This is a genomic window from Microcoleus sp. S13_C5 (assembly GCF_036700845.1).
Taxonomy (GTDB): Bacteria; Cyanobacteriota; Cyanobacteriia; order Cyanobacteriales; family Microcoleaceae; genus Microcoleus.
Genome location: NZ_JAUBPR010000046.1, coordinates 30,278 through 47,780 on the forward strand (window position 1 = coordinate 30,278; position 17,503 = coordinate 47,780).

Genomic DNA, 17,503 nt, shown 5'->3' on the forward strand with positions numbered 1-17,503 from the left:
TTATTAAGACAATTTTTTAAGTTGTTAGCCCTTGCTGCCTCAACTCGACTATAGTCTCTACCAAGACATCGGGTTGCACAGGTTTAGAGAGATGTCGATCGAAACCCGCAGCAAAAGCACGATCGCGGTCTTCATCCCTAGCATAAGCCGTCAGAGCGATCGCCCAAAATTTCCCTGTTTGCGTGTTCAAAGAACGCAGCCTTCGTAGCAGCGAATAGCCGTCTTCCTCCGGCATTCCGATATCGCTGACCACAACATCCGGCCCAAACTGCGAAGCCACCTCAAACGCCTCAGCAGCAGACGATGCAACCCTGACAGCGGCCCCGGAATCTGCCAAGACAAACCTCATAAATTCCCGCGAATCAACCTCGTCATCAACCAGCAAAACCTTAACTCCCAGTAAATTACCAGCGCCAGCCAAAACCTGCGCTTCCTCGTCGGGGATCGAATTTACCTGCATCGCAGGGAGACGGAAACTAAAAGTCGATCCCATATCCAGTCCCGGACTCTGGGCCCAAACCGTGCCACCGTGGAGTTCCACCAACTGCCGGACGATCGCCAGACCCAGCCCCAAACCACTATAATTCCGAGTAATCGTAGCATCCGCTTGGCGGAAAGACTCAAACACGTAAGGCAAAAAATTCGGTGCAACCCCAATTCCCGTGTCGGTAACAGCCAGCTCAACCTCCGAATCAACTCTCGAAAGCCGGATTTCAACTCGCCCCCCGCGCGGCGTAAACTTAATCGCATTCGTCAGCAAATTCCAAATTACTTGCTGCAAGCGGCTCGGATCTCCTGATACCCAAAATCTCGGATTTAACTGAGATTCAGGATTGCAAGAAATCTCCCCGGCTTCGGAAAACTCTGCAGTTTCTAATTCCAAATCTACAATTGCAAACCGCAAATTGATCGACTTAGCATCGGCGGCCAACCGCACCGTATTCACCGCTGCTTCCACCATCGAAATCAAATTTACCGCACAAGGATTCAAAGTCAACTTGCCGCGAATAATTCTAGAAATATCTAGCAAATCATCAATCAATTGAGTTTGCAATTTAGCATTTCGCTCGATCGTTTCTAAAGCCCGCCCAGTAGCAGCCGGATTGAAATTGCGTTGCTGCAGCAGTTGCGCCCAGCCCAAAATCGCGTTTAAGGGCGATCGCAGCTCATGAGAAAGAGTTGCCAAAAACTCATCTTTCATGCGATTTGCCTGCTGAGATTCCTCGTAAAGCCGGGCATTGTCGATCGCTCCCGACACCGCCTGAGCCAACTGCATTAAAATAGTTTCATCATCTTCGGCAAACTCCCCCTCATACTTGTCCGACAACTGAATCAATCCCAGATTTCTGCCGTCCCGAGTCGTCAGCGGTACAGCCAGCCAGCCCCGCATAGGCGGGTGCTTCCCCGCAGCCTTGCCGAACTCCCGCCATGCCGGGTGAGACTCTAACTCGCTTTGAGTCATTCGCATCGCCTTTTGCTGCTGGCAAACTTGTTGGTAAATGCCCGTACCGTCTGGCTCTTCGCAGTAATCTTGCCAGGCGGCGTATTTTTCTGACATGGAAAACTTGCTAATTCCCGCATCCCATGTGGCGGCAGGGTCGAGGTTGACCGCTACCTGGTGGACTTCGAGAATTTGGCGGGCGCTATCAGCTGCTAACTGAAGTATTTCTGCCACAGACAGCGTGGAGTTAATAGCTACTGACGCGGAGGTTAACTTTTGCAGGCGGCGCAAATACGACTGCTCGCGGGCCAACGCGCGCGAGCGGTCGTATTCTAACTGTTTGCGATCCGTAATGTCGATCGCCACGCCGGACAACCGAAGGGGTGTGCCGGATGCGTCAAAAACCACCCGCCCTTTGTCGTGGAGCCAAATCACTGAGCCGTCGGGTCGCACCTTGCGGTATTCCGACTCGTAAACTCCCGTGCCGCTGAGTGCTGCATCCACATCTGCCAAAAACCTTTCACGATCTTCTGGATGCACTGCATTCTTTTTTTGCTCAAAAGTACCACAGGTGCTATCTGGGCCCAAACCCATCTGTGTTTCGGCATTGGACGAACGGCGGACTTCCCCCGATGCCAAATCCCAGGTAAAAGCGATCGTATTAGCTGCTTCTAGGGCAAAGCGCAAGTTTTCCTCGCTTTCTTGCACCCTCACTTCCGATAATTTGCGATCGGTAATATCCCAAACCACGCCGCTTGATCGCACCGATTTACCCGTATCATCATCAAAAAACTTGCCCCTACTCGCGATCCAGTGCAAGCTGCCGTCGGCCCAAATAACTCTAAATTCGTATTGGTATTCTATTTTGTTTTCTAAAGCAAAGGCAACAGCGCGGGCGATCGAGACCTGGTCATCCGAGTGAATGCAGGCAAAAAACGCTTCGTAAGTTCCCGGAAAACTGCCTTTTTCCAACCCGAATAACAGTTCGTGTCCCTCCGACCAAACCACCTCGCCAGTTAATACATTCCAATCCCAAGTTCCCATTTTCGAGGCTTCGATCGCCAACCTCAGCCTTTCCTCCGAAATTGCCAACTGCGCCGACGTTTTCGCGTAGTTCTCGCGCAACTGCTGTTTTTTCAAGCTTTCGCCCACGGCCCCCGCCAGCCGCTTGAAGTGCCGCCCTTTGAATACGTAATCGCTCAAACCCGCTTTCATAGCTTCGACTGCCACTTCTTCGCTGCCGCTGTCAGTACACATAATTACCGGACAATTGGGGTAGCGACTGTGAACTTTTTGGAGAATAGTTAATCCGTCACTCCAGTGCAGTTGATAGTCGGTAATTACTATATCAAAACCCCCGGCTGCCAGGGTTTGTTCGAGAGTTTGGATATCAATAACCGACTTAATTTCTAAATCGGGAAAATTTTTCCTCAGTTCTCTGTCGATCATCAGGCGATCGTTCGGGTTGTCGTCGATTAACAGAATAGACAGCATTAGCCTTTTAGTTTTTGTATGAGCGCAAACATTCTTAAATCTAACAATATGTTATTGAGCAATCTCGACAATTTAAATATGTACTTGGTGGGTTAATTAGACTTGCCAATAAATTTATTGTATTTGCTTGTATTTTATTATATTTTATAGCTTGTAATATCCTCAACCAGCCTTTTAGGCGCGTCCCCCACAAGCAAATTAATTAAGTGGTTGTAGAACTGATCAGAAACCATGCTCAGCCGGGAACGGTGCAAGAGCTCAGTTAACTCTCACTATACTACTTGTTTATTCTGTGTGCTGATGTGAAGAAGGGCGGGGATTGATGCTTGTCAGCTACAGCAGAATATTGCTGTTAAAAGCCTCTTAGTGGCAACCTCATCTTTATAAATCCCGATTCACTGCGCGTTGCCGAACTTCCTTCTTCAAGACTCGCAGTTGCGTAATTTTACCCAGAAGCGGGTACCGATTCCCAGAGTCGATTTCAGCCCGATCGCACCCCCCATTCGAGCGACTCCTTTGCTCGCGATCGCCAACCCTATTCCCGTCCCTGGATAAACTTCTTGACCGTGCAGGCGATCGAACAACCCAAAAATCCTCTCTTGAAATCTTTCTGCAATACCAATGCCGTTGTCTTCTACCCAAAGATAGATATATTCCTGCTCAGCTTCTGCATAAATTCGCACCTGCGGCTCTATCCCAGGCTGCACGAACTTAATAGCATTGGAGAGCAAGTTAGCCAAGACTTGCAGCAGCGTAGCAGGATGGGCCAACACCGTAGGTAGCGGTTCAACAACCGTTATCCGAGCTTGTTTTTGGGCAATTTCAGCCTCTAGTTGCGCGATCGAGCCAGCCACAATTAAATTAAGAGAGACTGCTTTTAGCGGCAAGTTAGCTTTGCTGAGGCGGCTGTACTCTAGCAAATTTTCGATTAAAGTATTCATCAGACTTGCAGCGTCATTAATCCGAGACAAGTAATCCTGTGCGGTAGCATCCAACTCGTTGGCTTTATCTTTAAGCAACATTTCAGAAAAAAACGAAATTCCCCGCAGAGGAGCGCGCAAGTCGTGCGAAACTGAATAAGTAAACGATTCGAGCTGTTCGTTAACTTCTTCTAACTCAGCAGTACGCTCTCTCACCCGCTCTTCCAAAGTTTCATTAAATTCGCGCAAAGCAAGTTCAGCCTGCTTGAGTTCAGTAATATCTTCAACCAATCCCTCAATTGTACTTTCACCTTCTGCGTTGTAGAGATATTGAGTAAACCGAATCCATTTTACTCGACCGTCTGCCAAAGGAAATGTAATTTCGATATTTTGAGACCGAGACTCCCCTGAATTTAGGGGTTGCACAAACAATTGCTGAAAATAAATCCCTTGGACATCTGCTAAATTGCTGGCATCAAACAAGCGCAAAAAAGCTTGATTGCTTTCCAATAGCTGCCCCTCGGAACTCGCTCGAAAAACTCCGACATTTAAGTTTTCTAGCAGAGAATGAAGTTGGTTTTCCAGTCGAGCGACTCGTTCCCAGGCTGCAACTCGATCGAGCACTGCGCGAACAGCAACGCAAAGGCGGACGTAGTGCTTAGGCGACTTGATAATGTAGTCGTCCAATCCTGATTTCATCGCCTCTACAGCAATTTCTTCATTGCCAGTATTCGTAAACATTACAATCGGGCATTGTGGATAACGCGCTTTGATAGTTTTCAGCACATCTAAACCGTTCGTCCAGCGTAGTTGGTAATCGGTAATTACCAGATGGAAGCCCCCTCGTTTCAGTGCTTCCTCGAATAATCTATCGTCGGGAATTTCTGTTATTTGCAATTGCGAGAATTGTCGCTCTAATTCGCGTTTGACAAGCAGCCTATCCGTTGGGTTGTCGTCAATTACCAGAATGTGTACCACTTTAACAATTTATAATTTGGCTGTTAGCTAGAGGGCCGCTCGATCACTCTTAATAAAAATCTGGGAGGTTGCCCTAAAAAAGGACGGGCTTCCTCACTAAAAACTTAATTCACTCGTTACCAGAAACAGCCTGGTAACGAGGAAACAAGCAATAAAAATCGGTAAACAGCCACTACAAACCACTAAATTCTCTCGGTTCCGGCAGTTCGGTATAGTTGAGCCAATACTCGCTAAAACTCTGCATCATTTCTAATAAAGAAGCAAACCCGACTGGTTTAACCAAATAAGAATTCACCCCTAAATCGTAAGCGCGCTTGACATCAAGTGTTTGCCTAGAAGAAGTAAGCATAACCACTGGCAAGCGTTTTAGTTCCGGCTGCTGCCTCAGCCACACCAGAACTTCGTGACCGGAGCGCCTGGGCAATTTCAAATCTAGTAAAATTATCGCAGGTAAAGGATAGCGATCGCGATCGCTGTACTCTCCGTCACCATTTAAATAAAAAACCGCTGCATCTCCATCTCGGACAATTTGCAGCGAAGTATTAGCAAAAGTCTCATTGCGAAATGCCCGCTGCATCAATAAAATATCAACGGGGTTATCTTCCACCAGCAAAATCGTCTGCGTTTGCGTCATGCTTCCTCAGTTGTATCCAGAATCGACTGCCTTGTCCTAATTGAGATTCCACTCCAACTTGACCGCCCATGCGATCAACTCCTTTTTTTACAATAGCTAATCCTATACCAGTTCCGGGGTAAGATTCTATACCGTGCAGCCGTTCAAAAACCCTAAAAATGCGTTTTTGATGTTCTGGAGCAATACCGATGCCGTTGTCTTCTACCCACAGACGGATTATGCGGACTGGCAATAGAGGGCTGACCATAAGAAACTGGGAATGTTCCCACTGTCCCACAGTTTGCCTTTCCAATTCTCCCGCTCTATCCGTGTCTCTCTGTCCCTCTTGAGGCAGCTCAATTTCCTCGGCCCATATCTGCACTTGGGGTGATGCGCCTTCCACAAATTTTATAGCATTGGTGAGCAGATTGGCGATTACTTGAACTACAGTAACGCGGTGGGCAATTACCGCAGGCAAGGGTGATTGAACACTGATTTGAGCGTGCCTGGATTTAGCGTCAGCTTTTACCATAGCAATTGCCTCGGCAACAGCAGAGTCTAAGTCTAAAACTTGCAGCGATAAATCAGTGCGGCTGAGGCGGCTGTAAGCTAGCAAATCTTGGATTAATTCTTCTAGTTGTTGCCCAGAATTAACAATTTGCTGGGCGTATTCTTGACCAAGTTCGTCGAGGAGGTCGCGGTAATCTTCTAATAAAGCTTCAGCTAATCCCTGCATTCCCCGCAGGGGGGCACGCAAATCGTGGGCTACGGTATAGGCGAAAGCTTCTAATTCTTCGTTAGCTGCTTGAAGTTGATTGGTGCGGAGTTCCACTCGCCGTTCTAACGTAGCGTTGAGCATCCGAATTTCTGCTTCTGCTTGTTTGCGTGCAGTTATGTCAATGGCGGTACTAATTACTAAACTTCTGCCGTCAGAAAGCTTGCCTAGAGGTGCGGAATAAAACTCCCAAATTCGACTTTCCCCACTGGCTGTGGCAATCATATATTCGCCTTCAGAAATGCGCGTGTTTAATTGGTGCAGCCGATCAATATCTGCTTGCACTAGCGATTTGCGGCTGTGGTAAGCTTTTTCTGTCCAATCTTCAATTGTGGGAATTTCTGAGTATTCGTAGCCTGAGAATTCTGTCCAAGCGCTGTTAATTTGCAAAACTTGTCCGTTTTCAGCGTGCAGCATAATTGGCAGCGGTGCGTTGAGAATGGCGCGGCGGAAACGTTCTTCGCTTAATTGTAGGGAGTGGCGATCGTGTTCTAGCTGTTCTAAAAGTTGATTTTGCTTGATTTCGGCTTTGTCGCGCAAAGTTCGATCGCGCTTCACCAAATAGTAAACCAACGCCATCAACAGGAAATTTACTAAAGTGGCAACGCTAAAAGTCAGGATTGTCCAATTAGCACTTGCTTGAGATTCTCGGGCGCGCTGCTGCAATAGGTGAGTTTCTTCCGCAGTCATGGCGGCTATCTGCTGCCGAATGTCGCCCATGATTTGCTTTCCCCTATCCGTTTTTACTTGCCGCACGGCTGCTGCTAAGTTTTGTTTGCGTCGCAGATTGATGGTTTCTTGAAGTTGGGCTAATTTAGAGTCGATCGCAATTTTCAAGCCACGAAGGCGCTGTTGCTGCAGGTTGTTGTCGGCGGTTAGCTGCTGCAATCCGACTACTTGTTGGTTGATGCGGGCGATCGCGCTGTGATAGGGTTCTAAATACCGTTCTTCTCCCGTCAGCAAATAACCGCGCTGTCCGGTTTCAGCATCTTTTAAGGTGGAAAGCGTGGCTTCGAGTTCGGTTAAAACTCGGTGAGTGTGGCTCACCCAGCGTTCGTTTTCGACTAACTTGAGAGTATTGCGGTAAGAAGTTGCCACATTGACAATTAGCAGCGCCACTACCATTCCGATACCTGCGGTGATTTGGGGAGTCAGTGATTGTTTCATGAAATACTCGGCGCGCGAGTCCTGCTTTTTTTTATTTTAGCTGGATACGAACTACTCGAATTTTTGGCGCGGGCCGATACGGCCACCAAAGCCTATATATTTAAGGATCAAAGATGCGAGCGATTTTGTATGTGCTTTAGTCGGGTTCCTCCTTGCATCCGCCTTAAGTCAGAGATTCTAGAAATCGCTCTCTTGCGTCTCGTGAGTCAGGCAGACACCAGACAATAGAGGATAGTTGCAAAGCTTAATTCGCCTTTTTTTATCGATTTTTGTATCGTTCGTGTTCCTGTGGCAGTTTCAAATTGCCCCTCAAAGAAAGGAGTTTTTACCTATTGATTTAAGTTGATTTTTGGAGTATCATTTAGATAATGGGAGTGGTAACATAAATTCAATTTTTATCACTATTCCCATTATCTAAATGATACCTTCATAAGCTGGTCAAGTCAAGCTTTTTACCCAAAAAAAGGCGAGCTTTTAATATATTTTTATTAAAAAAATAACCTAGTGGAAGCAGGGGAGAAATTCACCGGAGCGATGATACCTATCAATAGTATCAAAAATGAGTAGCAAAAATGCGAGCGAGCGGGTAATTGCGGAGGATTCATCGATTGAAATTAATTTAATATCAAATCCCGTAACATCGGAATTATACTCTGTTTGCGAGACGATCGCACTGCACTCGCAAAAGGATGATTCCGATGGCAGCGAAAACGATATAATTAGGCAACCGCAGCGGCTTTCATCGCGAAAATGCGATCGATCGCATCTTCAACAACCTTATCAGGCGTAGAAGCACCCGAAGTCACGCCGACTACAATTTTACCCTCCGGTAACCAACCTTCAGTTACGACCAAATCGGCCCCCAAAGGCTTGTGTTCGATCCGATTTCCCGGTAAAATTCGCTCCGCACAATCAATGTGATAAGAAGGAACTGTTTTGTCGATCGCAATTTCCTGCAAATGCGTAGTATTAGAAGAATTAAAACCCCCAATCACCAGCATTAAATCCAACTTTTCCTCAACCAAACTCAACATAGCATCTTGCCGTTCCTGAGTCGCATCGCAGATAGTATTAAAACTCTGAAAATGCTCATTCAAATTCTCAGGTCCAAACTTCCGCATCATCGTTTTCTCAAACAACTTACCAATGTTCTCTGTCTCAGTTTTGAGCATAGTAGTTTGGTTGGCAATACCCACGCTTTCCAAATCCACATCGGGGTCAAAACCAGCAGAATAAGCCTTGCTAAATTTAGCAATAAACTCAGCCCGATCGCCCCCGTGTAAAATATAATTGCAGACATATTCAGCTTCCTGCAAATTCAGCACAATCAAATACTTATCAGCAAAAGAACTCGTCGCCACAGTTTCTTCGTGCTTATACTGACCGTGAATAATCGAAGTATAATTCCTCTTTTTGTGCTTTTCAACAGTATTCCAAACCTTAGAAACCCAAGGACAAGTAGTATCAACAATCTTGCAGCCCTTATCATTAAGCAACTGCATTTCTTGCACGCTCGCTCCAAAAGCAGGTAAAATTACCACATCGCCGCTATCGACAACCGAAAAATCTTTCTTTCCCTTCTCAACAGCAATAAAACCAACTTCCATATCGCGCAAATGCTGATTTACAGAGGGATTATGAATAATCTCATTAGTAATCCAAATCCGTTCCGAGGGGAAATGCTGGCGAGTCTCGTAAGCAATAGCTACAGCGCGTTCCACCCCCCAGCAAAAGCCAAAAGCCTCAGCCAGCCGGATCGTGACTGCGCCGCGTTCGAGTCTGTAATTATTGTCGCGAATTTGCTGGATCAGACTGCTTTGATAAGCCGTCTGCATTACCCCAGCTACCTCAGCTTCGTGTCCGAAACCCTTGCGGTGGTAGTTTTCAGACTGTTGGAGCGATCGTTTAAAAGCTTTAGTATCCATGCGGTATCGAGTTGAAATCTAGGTTAATTACCTTTGATTTTAGAACCATTGGAGAATTCTCATCTCAAATTTGAAAACCCCGCCTGCAACAAATGCAAAACGGGGCCACCCAACCACTATTATTGACTCTGACGGCCTTCTGGACAAAATCCCGCAAAGAAATCCGGTTTCTTAGAAAAATCTGGGTTGGGAGTGCATAAATCTACAAATAAACCGGGTTTCACACGGTTGAGTGCGTCAGTCTTAGGCTATTTTTAAACCTTCTTCGGCGCAAAAGGAGAACTCGATTCAAACGAACTGAAACCGCCGGCAAAATCTTCACCGTAAGCTTCTTCCCCATGCAGCCCGATATCCAAACCTTGGTCTTCAGCAGAGGACGACACTCGCAGTTCCATAAACTGCCCTAAAATTTTCAGGATCACAAAAGTGCCGACAGCCGCAAACACGTAAGTAGCTAGAACGCCTACAAATTGGGTGACGATTAGCCCTGGATTCCCCGCAAACAGCCCGTCATTTCCGGCAGCGTTAACCGCTTTAGTCGCAAACACACCTGTCAGAATCGCGCCCACAGTTCCACCTACGCCGTGTACCGGGAAGGTATCCAAAGAGTCGTCAAATCCCAGCTTAGCCCGGAAACTAACGGCAAAGAAGCAGCAAACCGAAGTGATCGATCCGATCAAAAGCGCTCCCACTGGAAGCACGAATCCAGCCGCAGGTGTGATGCCCACCAATCCCGCTAGGAAACCGCTAGCAATTCCCACTGCTGTTGGTTTGCCTCTGAGCACCCATTCCACAATTGTCCAAGTTAAACCGCCTGCTGCTGTGGCAATCATCGTGGTGACAAAAGCCACTGTTGCTAAAGAACCAGATCCCAAAGCACTACCACCGTTGAAGCCAAACCAGCCGAACCACAGCAGCCCAATTCCCAGCAAGACGTAGGGTACGTTGTGGGGGGTGTGGGGCTTGTTTAAGTGGTCTTTGCGGGGCCCGATCACCCAAGCTGCGACAACTGCAGAAACACCGGAACTGATGTGCACGACTGTGCCTCCGGCAAAGTCCAGAGCTCCGATCGCGCCCAGCCAGCCTCTACCCCAAACCCAGTGGGCTAAAGGAGAGTAGATGAAGGTAGACCACAGCAGCACGAACCAGAAATAGGTTTTAAATGTTACCCGTTCGACGATCGCCCCTGAAATCAAGGCTGGAGTGATGATGGCGAACATCATTTGGTAAACCATGAAGACTTGGTGGGGTATTGTCGGTGCGTAGCCGATCGGATCTGGTTTGTCCGCCGTGACGTTGTTCAAGAACATCCAGTCGAAGCCGCCGATGAAGGTTTCGAGTCCTTGGGCAAACCCTTTATCATTGAGGTTGCTGGGGGCGACATCAAATGCTAAACTGTAGCCCCACAGCGTCCAGGTGACGCCGATCAGTCCCATCATGACTAAGCTCATCATCATGGTGTTGAGGACGTTGCGCGATCGCACCAGTCCCCCGTAGAAAAACGCCAGCCCTGGTGTCATTAACAGCACCAGTGCTGAGGAGACCAACATCCAGGCCGTATCGCCGCTGTTGATAGGATTCGGCGCCACCGCAGCCGCACCAGCAGCAGGATCTTGAGCTAAGGCATTGTCCATCAGCGGCCCGCTTAACAGCCACAGCGCCATGATGGCGATCGTTAAACTTTTTTTGATCACGTTAGTTGTACCTTCTCATACTCAGCAATTTTCAGGGAAGACCAAGCCGATTTTAGATGCGAGGATTTTAGATGCAATAGTTATTTGGTTTTAAGTCCCTGTTTTAGCGGAACAAATCTTCAATAGATAATTCCCCAATCCTCAACCCCCCGGCTTCGTATAGCCGGACTCATCTAAATTCGTCAACTATCAATCTAATGGTCTATGCCTTTTGGATTGCACCATTTGTACAAACAGTTATTCTGTATCCCCCTATACTAAATAGCTAAGTATCATATTTCTTAATCTATCGGCTGCTACTTGACATAGTCCGCGATAGCACAGTAGTCGGAGAGGGTGAAAGTTTTGAGTTGGGGAGAGTGGAACGAGGTGAGGGGGAGAGTTCGGGAGAATTTTACTTTATCCTTTATCTTTCAAACTAATGACTAATAACTAATGACTCATGACTCATTTTTCAACTGCATCTGATCGAACAGTTGCAGGGCCGATCGCCAAACCAGATAACCTTGATCGTTAAGGTGCAAGCCGTCTGTGCTAAGTTCAGTTGGCAAATTGCCGTCAGCATCCGCAAACAGCGGGTACAAATCCAGATACAAAACATTTTCAGAACTAGCAATTTCTTTGAGCCGTCGATTTATTGCCCTAATCCGACTATTAGGAATCGCCAACAGCCGATCGCGATTTTCCCAAGTAGCTTGTTCCCCGCTGTGGGGCAAAATCGACTGCACAACAACTTGTGCTTTGGGGTGAGCCCACCGTAAATCGCGAATAATCTGCCGCTGGTTGTCCAAAATCCCTTCGTCGCTGGCCCCCCGCAACAAATCGTTGATCCCAATCATCACAAACACCGTATCCGGCGCAGTTCGATCGAACAACTGCAACCGCTTCAGCAAACCCACCGAAGTCTCCCCCGAAATCCCTTGATTCAGCCAAATTCGATCGACTGGTAACAGCTTGGTCGGAAACCACATACTTAGAGAATCCCCAGCCAAAATACTCAGTCTTGAGGGTCGATTCGCAGCCGCCGCCTCAGCTTCTCGACCCAACTGCGTCACCCACTGCTGGTAAGTCCATTTGTGTCGCGGTCCGGGAACAGGCACGTCTAGCACTGCCTTTGCAGAGATCGCCGGTTGGCCAATTGGTTCCTCAACCGCTTCTGCTGTCACCGCATCATTCGCCTGGAAGCTTTCTGTCAAGTTGTGTCCCCGCAGCAGTAGTTGAGCGACTGTAAGTATCAGTACCCCGTTCGTCACCAAAGATAGCAAAGCCCAAACCGGAACAGCTTTCGATCGGCTAACTTCCATCCCTAAGAGGGATTTATGAGTTCTACTTCTGCTACCTCCTCCAAACTTCTCCATAAACTCAAACTATTTGCAGGCCTCACACCGAATAATTTGCACTGATTGCTGCATCAAATTTTACCGCTCAATTAAAGCCTCAATTCTTGTAAGAATCAAGCACTGTGCTGTGTTGGGCAAGGGCGACGATGCAGAACTTTGCTTTTTCGCACTACTTTACCATAAAAAATCTGCCTACCAAACTTTCTTGCACCGCAATCGGATTTATCAAAGCGGCAGCAATGCACAAAAATATATCTAAAAGTGATCGAACTTACTCATATCTGATGCTAAAATTCAAAAATGAAAAAATTAACTATAACTGAAGCAGCCAAAATTAAAGGTGTGAGCGCTTCCACCTTACGGAGGTGGGAAGCGGAAGGCAAGCTAATACCGGAACGCACGGCTAACGGTCACAGACGGTATGACCTAGCTCATCTTCTCGGCTTAAAACCCAACGGCGCTTTAACCATAGCTTACGCTCGGGTTAGCAGCCACGACCAAAAAGATGATTTAGACAGACAAAAACAAGTTTTGGAATTGTTTTGTGCGTCTCACGGCTGGCAATTCCAAATCATTGATGATGTGGGTTCTGGGGTTAATTACAGTAAGCGGGGTTTACAACATCTAATTCGGGCGATCGCAGACAATCAAGTAGAAAGGCTGGTAATAACTCACAAAGACAGACTCCTGAGATTTGGTTCGGAACTAATTTTTAATTTGTGCGAACACTTTGGGACAGAGGTAGTGATTATAAATCAAACCGAAAATACTAGCTGTGATGAGGATTTAGCTAAAGATATACTAGAAATAATCAATGTTGTCTCCGCCCGCCTTGATGGCAGCAGGAATCCCAAGAACAAGCGTGTCGTTGAAGAACTTAAAGCAATTGCCGCTAAACTCTAATCAATACACCAGTTTACAAAGCTCGTCATTTACAGATCCTCAATTCCCAATTACCAATTATCGCCGCACATCTCATGCAATCGGAAACTACTATATGTAAGGCTTTGCATAATAGCGGCATGATTTTGATTTTTTTCTCCGATGGGGTTTCTTGACGCGAACGCGTGTATTTTCACAGCAGGGGGGACACCACACCAAAATCATCCTCAAATTGTGCAACGCCATATGTGAGCCATTAAAGGTCAACTAAAAATCAAAATATGCCCGCGTTCGCATTGAAGATTGAAACGCGAGCACAACGATAGACAGCCATAAGTTGGCGGGTATTTCAGATTCGGATTTTTCTGAATAAAGGGGTGAATTAGCTTATAAATAGCTAATCTAGGACACGAAAGCTGAATTGGTTGATCGAGCGCACGCTCTACAGTTTGTTAGCCCTCCCCCCAGAACCCCCACCATAACCGCCGTAGCCACCCTCAATTCTGTTGTCCAAGCTCATTTCCTTCACAAACCCGGTGTAAGCTTCCATCCCGTGTTCGCCGATATCCAAACCTTCAGCCTCCTCTAAAGCAGAAACGCGGATACCCAGCAAAGCTTTGAGTGCCGCCCAAAAAATCGTACTCAGCAGGACGGTCATCCCCCCTACAGAGATAATGCCGACCAACTGCGCCCAGAGTTGACCGAAACCTCCGCCCACAAGCAATCCGGCTGCCGGGCCTGCGGTGTAAAGTCCAGTTGTAGGGCCGTCAGCAAACAGCCCAACTGCCAGAGTTCCCCAGATGCCGCAAACTAAGTGAACTGAAGTTGCCCCTACAGGGTCGTCAATTTTCAAGTTGTCGAAGAAAGTTACTGCGAAAACTACCAGGATACCAGCGATCGTGCCGATAATGGCAGAGTTGGGCACGTTGATCCAAGCGCAGCCCGCTGTTATCGCAACTAAGCCGGCGAGGATGCCGTTGATAATCATGGAAAGGTCGGGTTTGCCAAGGTACAGCCAAGCAGTAATGGTTGCAGCAACTCCCCCGAAGGCACCGGCGGTGTTGGTTGTGATCGCAATGTGGGCGATCGCATTTGAATCGACTGCCATTGTCGAACCAGGATTGAACCCGAACCAGCCCAACCACAGAATCAAACAGCCCAGGGTGGCAATGCTCATATTGTGTCCCGGCATCGCCACAGTATCGCCGTCGCGGTACTTACCGATCCGCGGCCCCAACAATGCCGCTCCCATCAAAGCAGCCCAACCGCCTACCGAGTGAACCACTGTCGAACCTGCAAAATCCCAGAAGCCGGCTTTTGCCAGCCAGCCGCCGCCCCAAATCCAATGTCCGGTAATTGGGTAAGCAATGCCTACTAGCAGCAAGCTGAAAATTAAGAAGTCTATGAATTTAACTCGCTCTGCAACTGCTCCAGAAACGATCGTTGCAGCCGTTCCCGCAAAAACTAATTGGAAAAAGAATTTAGCGTTGAGGGGGACTCCCGTCCAGTTAAGCGACTCGAAAATGCCTTGATAAGCCTCTCCTGTGGCAGGGCTGTTGTCGGCTACATTCCATAGAAAAAATCCGCCACTGCTGCCGATAAAACCGTTGCCGTTGCTGAACATTAACGCAAAGCCGATCGCCCAAAATGCGATCGTAGAAAGCGCAAAAACAATCAAGTTTTTGGACAACACGTTAACCGCATTTTTCTGACGGCAAAACCCGGTTTCCAACATACCGAAACCGGCGTTCATAAAGAACACTAGCATCCCAGCCACCATGACCCACATGGTATCCATGCCCACCTTAAGGCTTGCTAATTGTTCCTCAGTGGTTGGCGCGGGAGCTGTTTGGGCTACCGCCGCATATCCCCACACCAAGACGATGATTGCTGCTATTGGTATGCAGGCTTGCCAACTTGGACTGAGGCGGGCGATCGTCCTTTGTAATTTCTTCAATCTGTTGACTTTCGTAAAAAATTTAGCTGCTGGCAAATTTAAAGCCTCCCGCCTGACTTGTTTCGACTTTTTCTTTCCGACTGTCATTTTCATCACTTTCACCCTCTTTATGGCTAGTAAGCTCAGCAATATTCGGAAAACTTTACAATTTTACTACAAAAGTTTAGAGATTATTTGTTGAGATTGAGATAGTTTTGATAGCCTAGCTCTTCTAGTTGATTTTGTTTTTTCATTACTGATTCGGACAAAGTTTTGCGGTAATGCAGGACTCGCTCTAGCAATTCTGGCTGATGAGCTGCTAGTATCTGAACTGCCAGCAAGCCAGCATTCTTAGCGTTGCCGATCCCCACTGTTGCTACGGGTATCCCGGCTGGCATTTGCACGATCGAGTACAGCGAATCTAGGCCTTGCAGGTGCCGGCTCGGTACAGGCACCCCAATTACTGGCAATGGCGTTAAAGATGCTACCATACCGGGGAGGTGCGCCGCTCCCCCGGCACCTGCGATAATAACTTTCAAGCCTCGTTGGTGCGCGGTTTGGGCGTATTCCACCATGCGATCGGGGGTGCGGTGCGCCGAGACGATCGCCACGGAGCAAGCAACACTAAATTCTTCGCAAACTGCGATCGCATCTTTCATGGTTGGCAAATCCGAATCGCTACCCATGATAATTCCAACTGTCGCTTGATTCATAAAATTTTCAGATTTGAGATTTCAGATAAATGCTAATTTTAAATGATTGCGTTAACTCAAATTTAGATATTTTGTACCAAAACTGACCCTTAAAAGCAATTTTGCCACCAGCCCCCGTCTGAGCAGCCCTGGAGCCAGCAAAAAGCAAAAAGCTCCCCCTCCTCATCGCCAGCCACCGGATTTATCCGTAGCGAATATTAAATCTAAAATCTAAAATCTAAAATCTAAAATCGGATGACTGAAGCCACAACCCCAACTGCTACCCCCACAGATATTCTGAATGCTCGCCTCCCCGGTTGCAAGGATTTGCAGATGCTTGCTGTTGACGAAACGGGAATCATTCAAGAAGTTTTGCCGATGGACGCCGTATTTAAACGGATTTGTCCTCCCCATTTGCAAGTGCTTGATGTAGCAGGCGATTGGCTTTCTCTAGGCGGTGTTGACTTGCAGATTAACGGCGCCCTAGGTTTTGCTTTTCCCGATTTAGAAAGCAAGCATATTGAAATTTTGCCGAAAATTTGTCAATTTTTGTGGAATCAGGGAGTGGATGCTTTTTTGCCGACTTTGGTGACAACTTCGGTGGATAAGTTTAGGCGATCGCTCTCGACTATAGCCGATTATATCCGAACTGTACAAACCGCTGATCCGGCAAAAATTAAGCCCAAAACAGCGGAAATTATCGGTGTTCACCTCGAAGGCCCTTTTCTCAACCCCCAAAAGCGAGGAGCTCACCCAGTTGAGTTTTTATTACCGCTAACTATAGAAAATGTCAAGCAAGTTTTAGGAGATTGTGCCGATATTGTCAAAATAATTACTTTAGCGCCGGAGTTAGACAGCACTGGCGAAGTCATTTCCTATTTGCAAAGTTTGGGAATTGCCGTGAGTCTCGGACACTCCCAAGCGACAGCAGAGGAAGCGCAGCAAGCATTTGAGCGGGGAGCTTCAATGGTAACTCACGCTTTTAATGCGATGCCGAGTTTGCACCACAGAGAACCGGGTTTGTTGGGAGCGGCGATTGTTTATCCGGGCGTAAAATGCGGTTTAATTGCTGACGGGAAGCACGTTTCTCCGACAATGATGGATTTTTTGCTACGCGCTGGTAGGTATCAAAAAGGCGTTTTTTTAGTGAGCGATGCTTTGGCTCCTTTGGGTTTGCCTGACGGTGTTTATCCTTGGGATTCCCGACAAATTGAAGTCAGAAAAGGTACAGCTTGGGTAAGATTAGATTACCACTCGCCCCTGGAATCTGCTACTTTGGCAGGTACAACTCTGCCACTGTTGGCGGGAGTTCAGAATTTGGTGGAGTGGGGAATTTGCGATGCCGAAAGTGCGATCGCCTTGGCAACTGAATCTCCCAGAAGGGCGATCGGAATTTCGGGAATTATTGGCAAACCGGCTACTCAATTGTTGCGCTGGAATTTAAATGCGGCGACAAAAGAATTGACTTGGCATCGACTCTTTTAAGTGGTTCCATTTAGTTTCCATGACATTAGTTTCTCGCGCAGTAGAGTTCGTAGTGAGGACGAAGATTCCTTATGCTAAGCGCTGCTAAGCTGTTTAGCATTTAAACTGCGTATTTCAGAGCCTGAAACCCAATACTTGCTTACATAGCCTCTGAGATTTAA

At 47.3% G+C, this 17,503-nt stretch carries 11 protein-coding genes; 2 read left to right on the top strand and 9 right to left on the bottom strand.

Annotation, left to right across the window (positions count from 1 at the left end; translation table 11 throughout):
- Nucleotides 1-16: 16 nt before the first annotated feature.
- From QUA04_RS14380 to QUA04_RS14410, 7 genes are all read right to left on the bottom strand, one after another.
- The gene (locus tag QUA04_RS14380) at nt 17-2,935 is read right to left on the bottom strand and encodes a response regulator (RefSeq protein ID WP_333258030.1); all 2,919 of its coding nucleotides are present in this window, start codon (nt 2,933-2,935) and stop codon (nt 17-19) included.
- Nucleotides 2,936-3,357: 422 nt separating this feature from the next.
- Nucleotides 3,358-4,833 carry an ATP-binding protein gene (locus QUA04_RS14385; RefSeq protein WP_333258031.1) on the bottom strand — a complete coding sequence of 492 codons (1,476 nt, stop codon included), beginning with the start codon at nt 4,831-4,833 and terminating at the stop codon, nt 3,358-3,360.
- Nucleotides 4,834-5,005: 172 nt separating this feature from the next.
- Complete coding sequence (locus QUA04_RS14390; RefSeq protein ID WP_333258032.1) at nt 5,006-5,467, bottom strand: response regulator; 462 nt, start codon at nt 5,465-5,467, stop codon at nt 5,006-5,008.
- Nucleotides 5,430-7,388: a CHASE3 domain-containing protein gene (locus QUA04_RS14395; RefSeq protein ID WP_333258033.1), complete on the bottom strand. Its 1,959-nt coding sequence runs from the start codon at nt 7,386-7,388 to the stop codon at nt 5,430-5,432. Before QUA04_RS14395 ends, QUA04_RS14390 begins: the two co-directional genes overlap by 38 nt.
- Before the next feature lie 719 nt (nt 7,389-8,107).
- Complete coding sequence (locus tag QUA04_RS14400) at nt 8,108-9,313, bottom strand: 4-hydroxy-3-methylbut-2-enyl diphosphate reductase (RefSeq protein ID WP_333258034.1); 1,206 nt, start codon at nt 9,311-9,313, stop codon at nt 8,108-8,110.
- A gap of 254 nt (nt 9,314-9,567) precedes the next feature.
- Nucleotides 9,568-10,947, bottom strand: coding sequence for an ammonium transporter (locus QUA04_RS14405; protein ID WP_445242324.1), 1,380 nt, complete (start codon nt 10,945-10,947; stop codon nt 9,568-9,570).
- Nucleotides 10,948-11,447: 500 nt separating this feature from the next.
- The gene (locus QUA04_RS14410) at nt 11,448-12,311 is read right to left on the bottom strand and encodes an SGNH/GDSL hydrolase family protein (protein WP_445242325.1); all 864 of its coding nucleotides are present in this window, start codon (nt 12,309-12,311) and stop codon (nt 11,448-11,450) included.
- A gap of 336 nt (nt 12,312-12,647) precedes the next feature.
- Between QUA04_RS14410 and QUA04_RS14415 the strand changes: the two genes are divergently transcribed.
- Nucleotides 12,648-13,250 (top strand): IS607 family transposase, encoded by a 603-nt coding sequence (locus tag QUA04_RS14415; RefSeq protein WP_333258037.1) that lies wholly within the window; start codon nt 12,648-12,650, stop codon nt 13,248-13,250.
- 421 nt (nt 13,251-13,671) lie between these two features.
- Here QUA04_RS14415 and QUA04_RS14420 read toward each other — a convergent pair whose 3' ends face one another.
- On the bottom strand, nt 13,672-15,273 hold the full coding sequence (locus QUA04_RS14420; RefSeq protein ID WP_333258038.1) for an ammonium transporter: 1,602 nt from the start codon (nt 15,271-15,273) through the stop codon (nt 13,672-13,674).
- Between the two features lie 83 nt (nt 15,274-15,356).
- Nucleotides 15,357-15,878, bottom strand: coding sequence for a 5-(carboxyamino)imidazole ribonucleotide mutase (purE, locus tag QUA04_RS14425; RefSeq protein ID WP_333258039.1), 522 nt, complete (start codon nt 15,876-15,878; stop codon nt 15,357-15,359).
- A gap of 234 nt (nt 15,879-16,112) precedes the next feature.
- Here purE and nagA point away from each other — a divergent pair, with 234 nt between their 5' ends.
- A complete protein-coding gene (gene nagA, locus QUA04_RS14430) occupies nt 16,113-17,342 on the top strand; it encodes an N-acetylglucosamine-6-phosphate deacetylase (RefSeq protein ID WP_333258040.1) in 1,230 nt (409 codons plus the stop codon).
- Nucleotides 17,343-17,503: the final 161 nt, after the last annotated feature.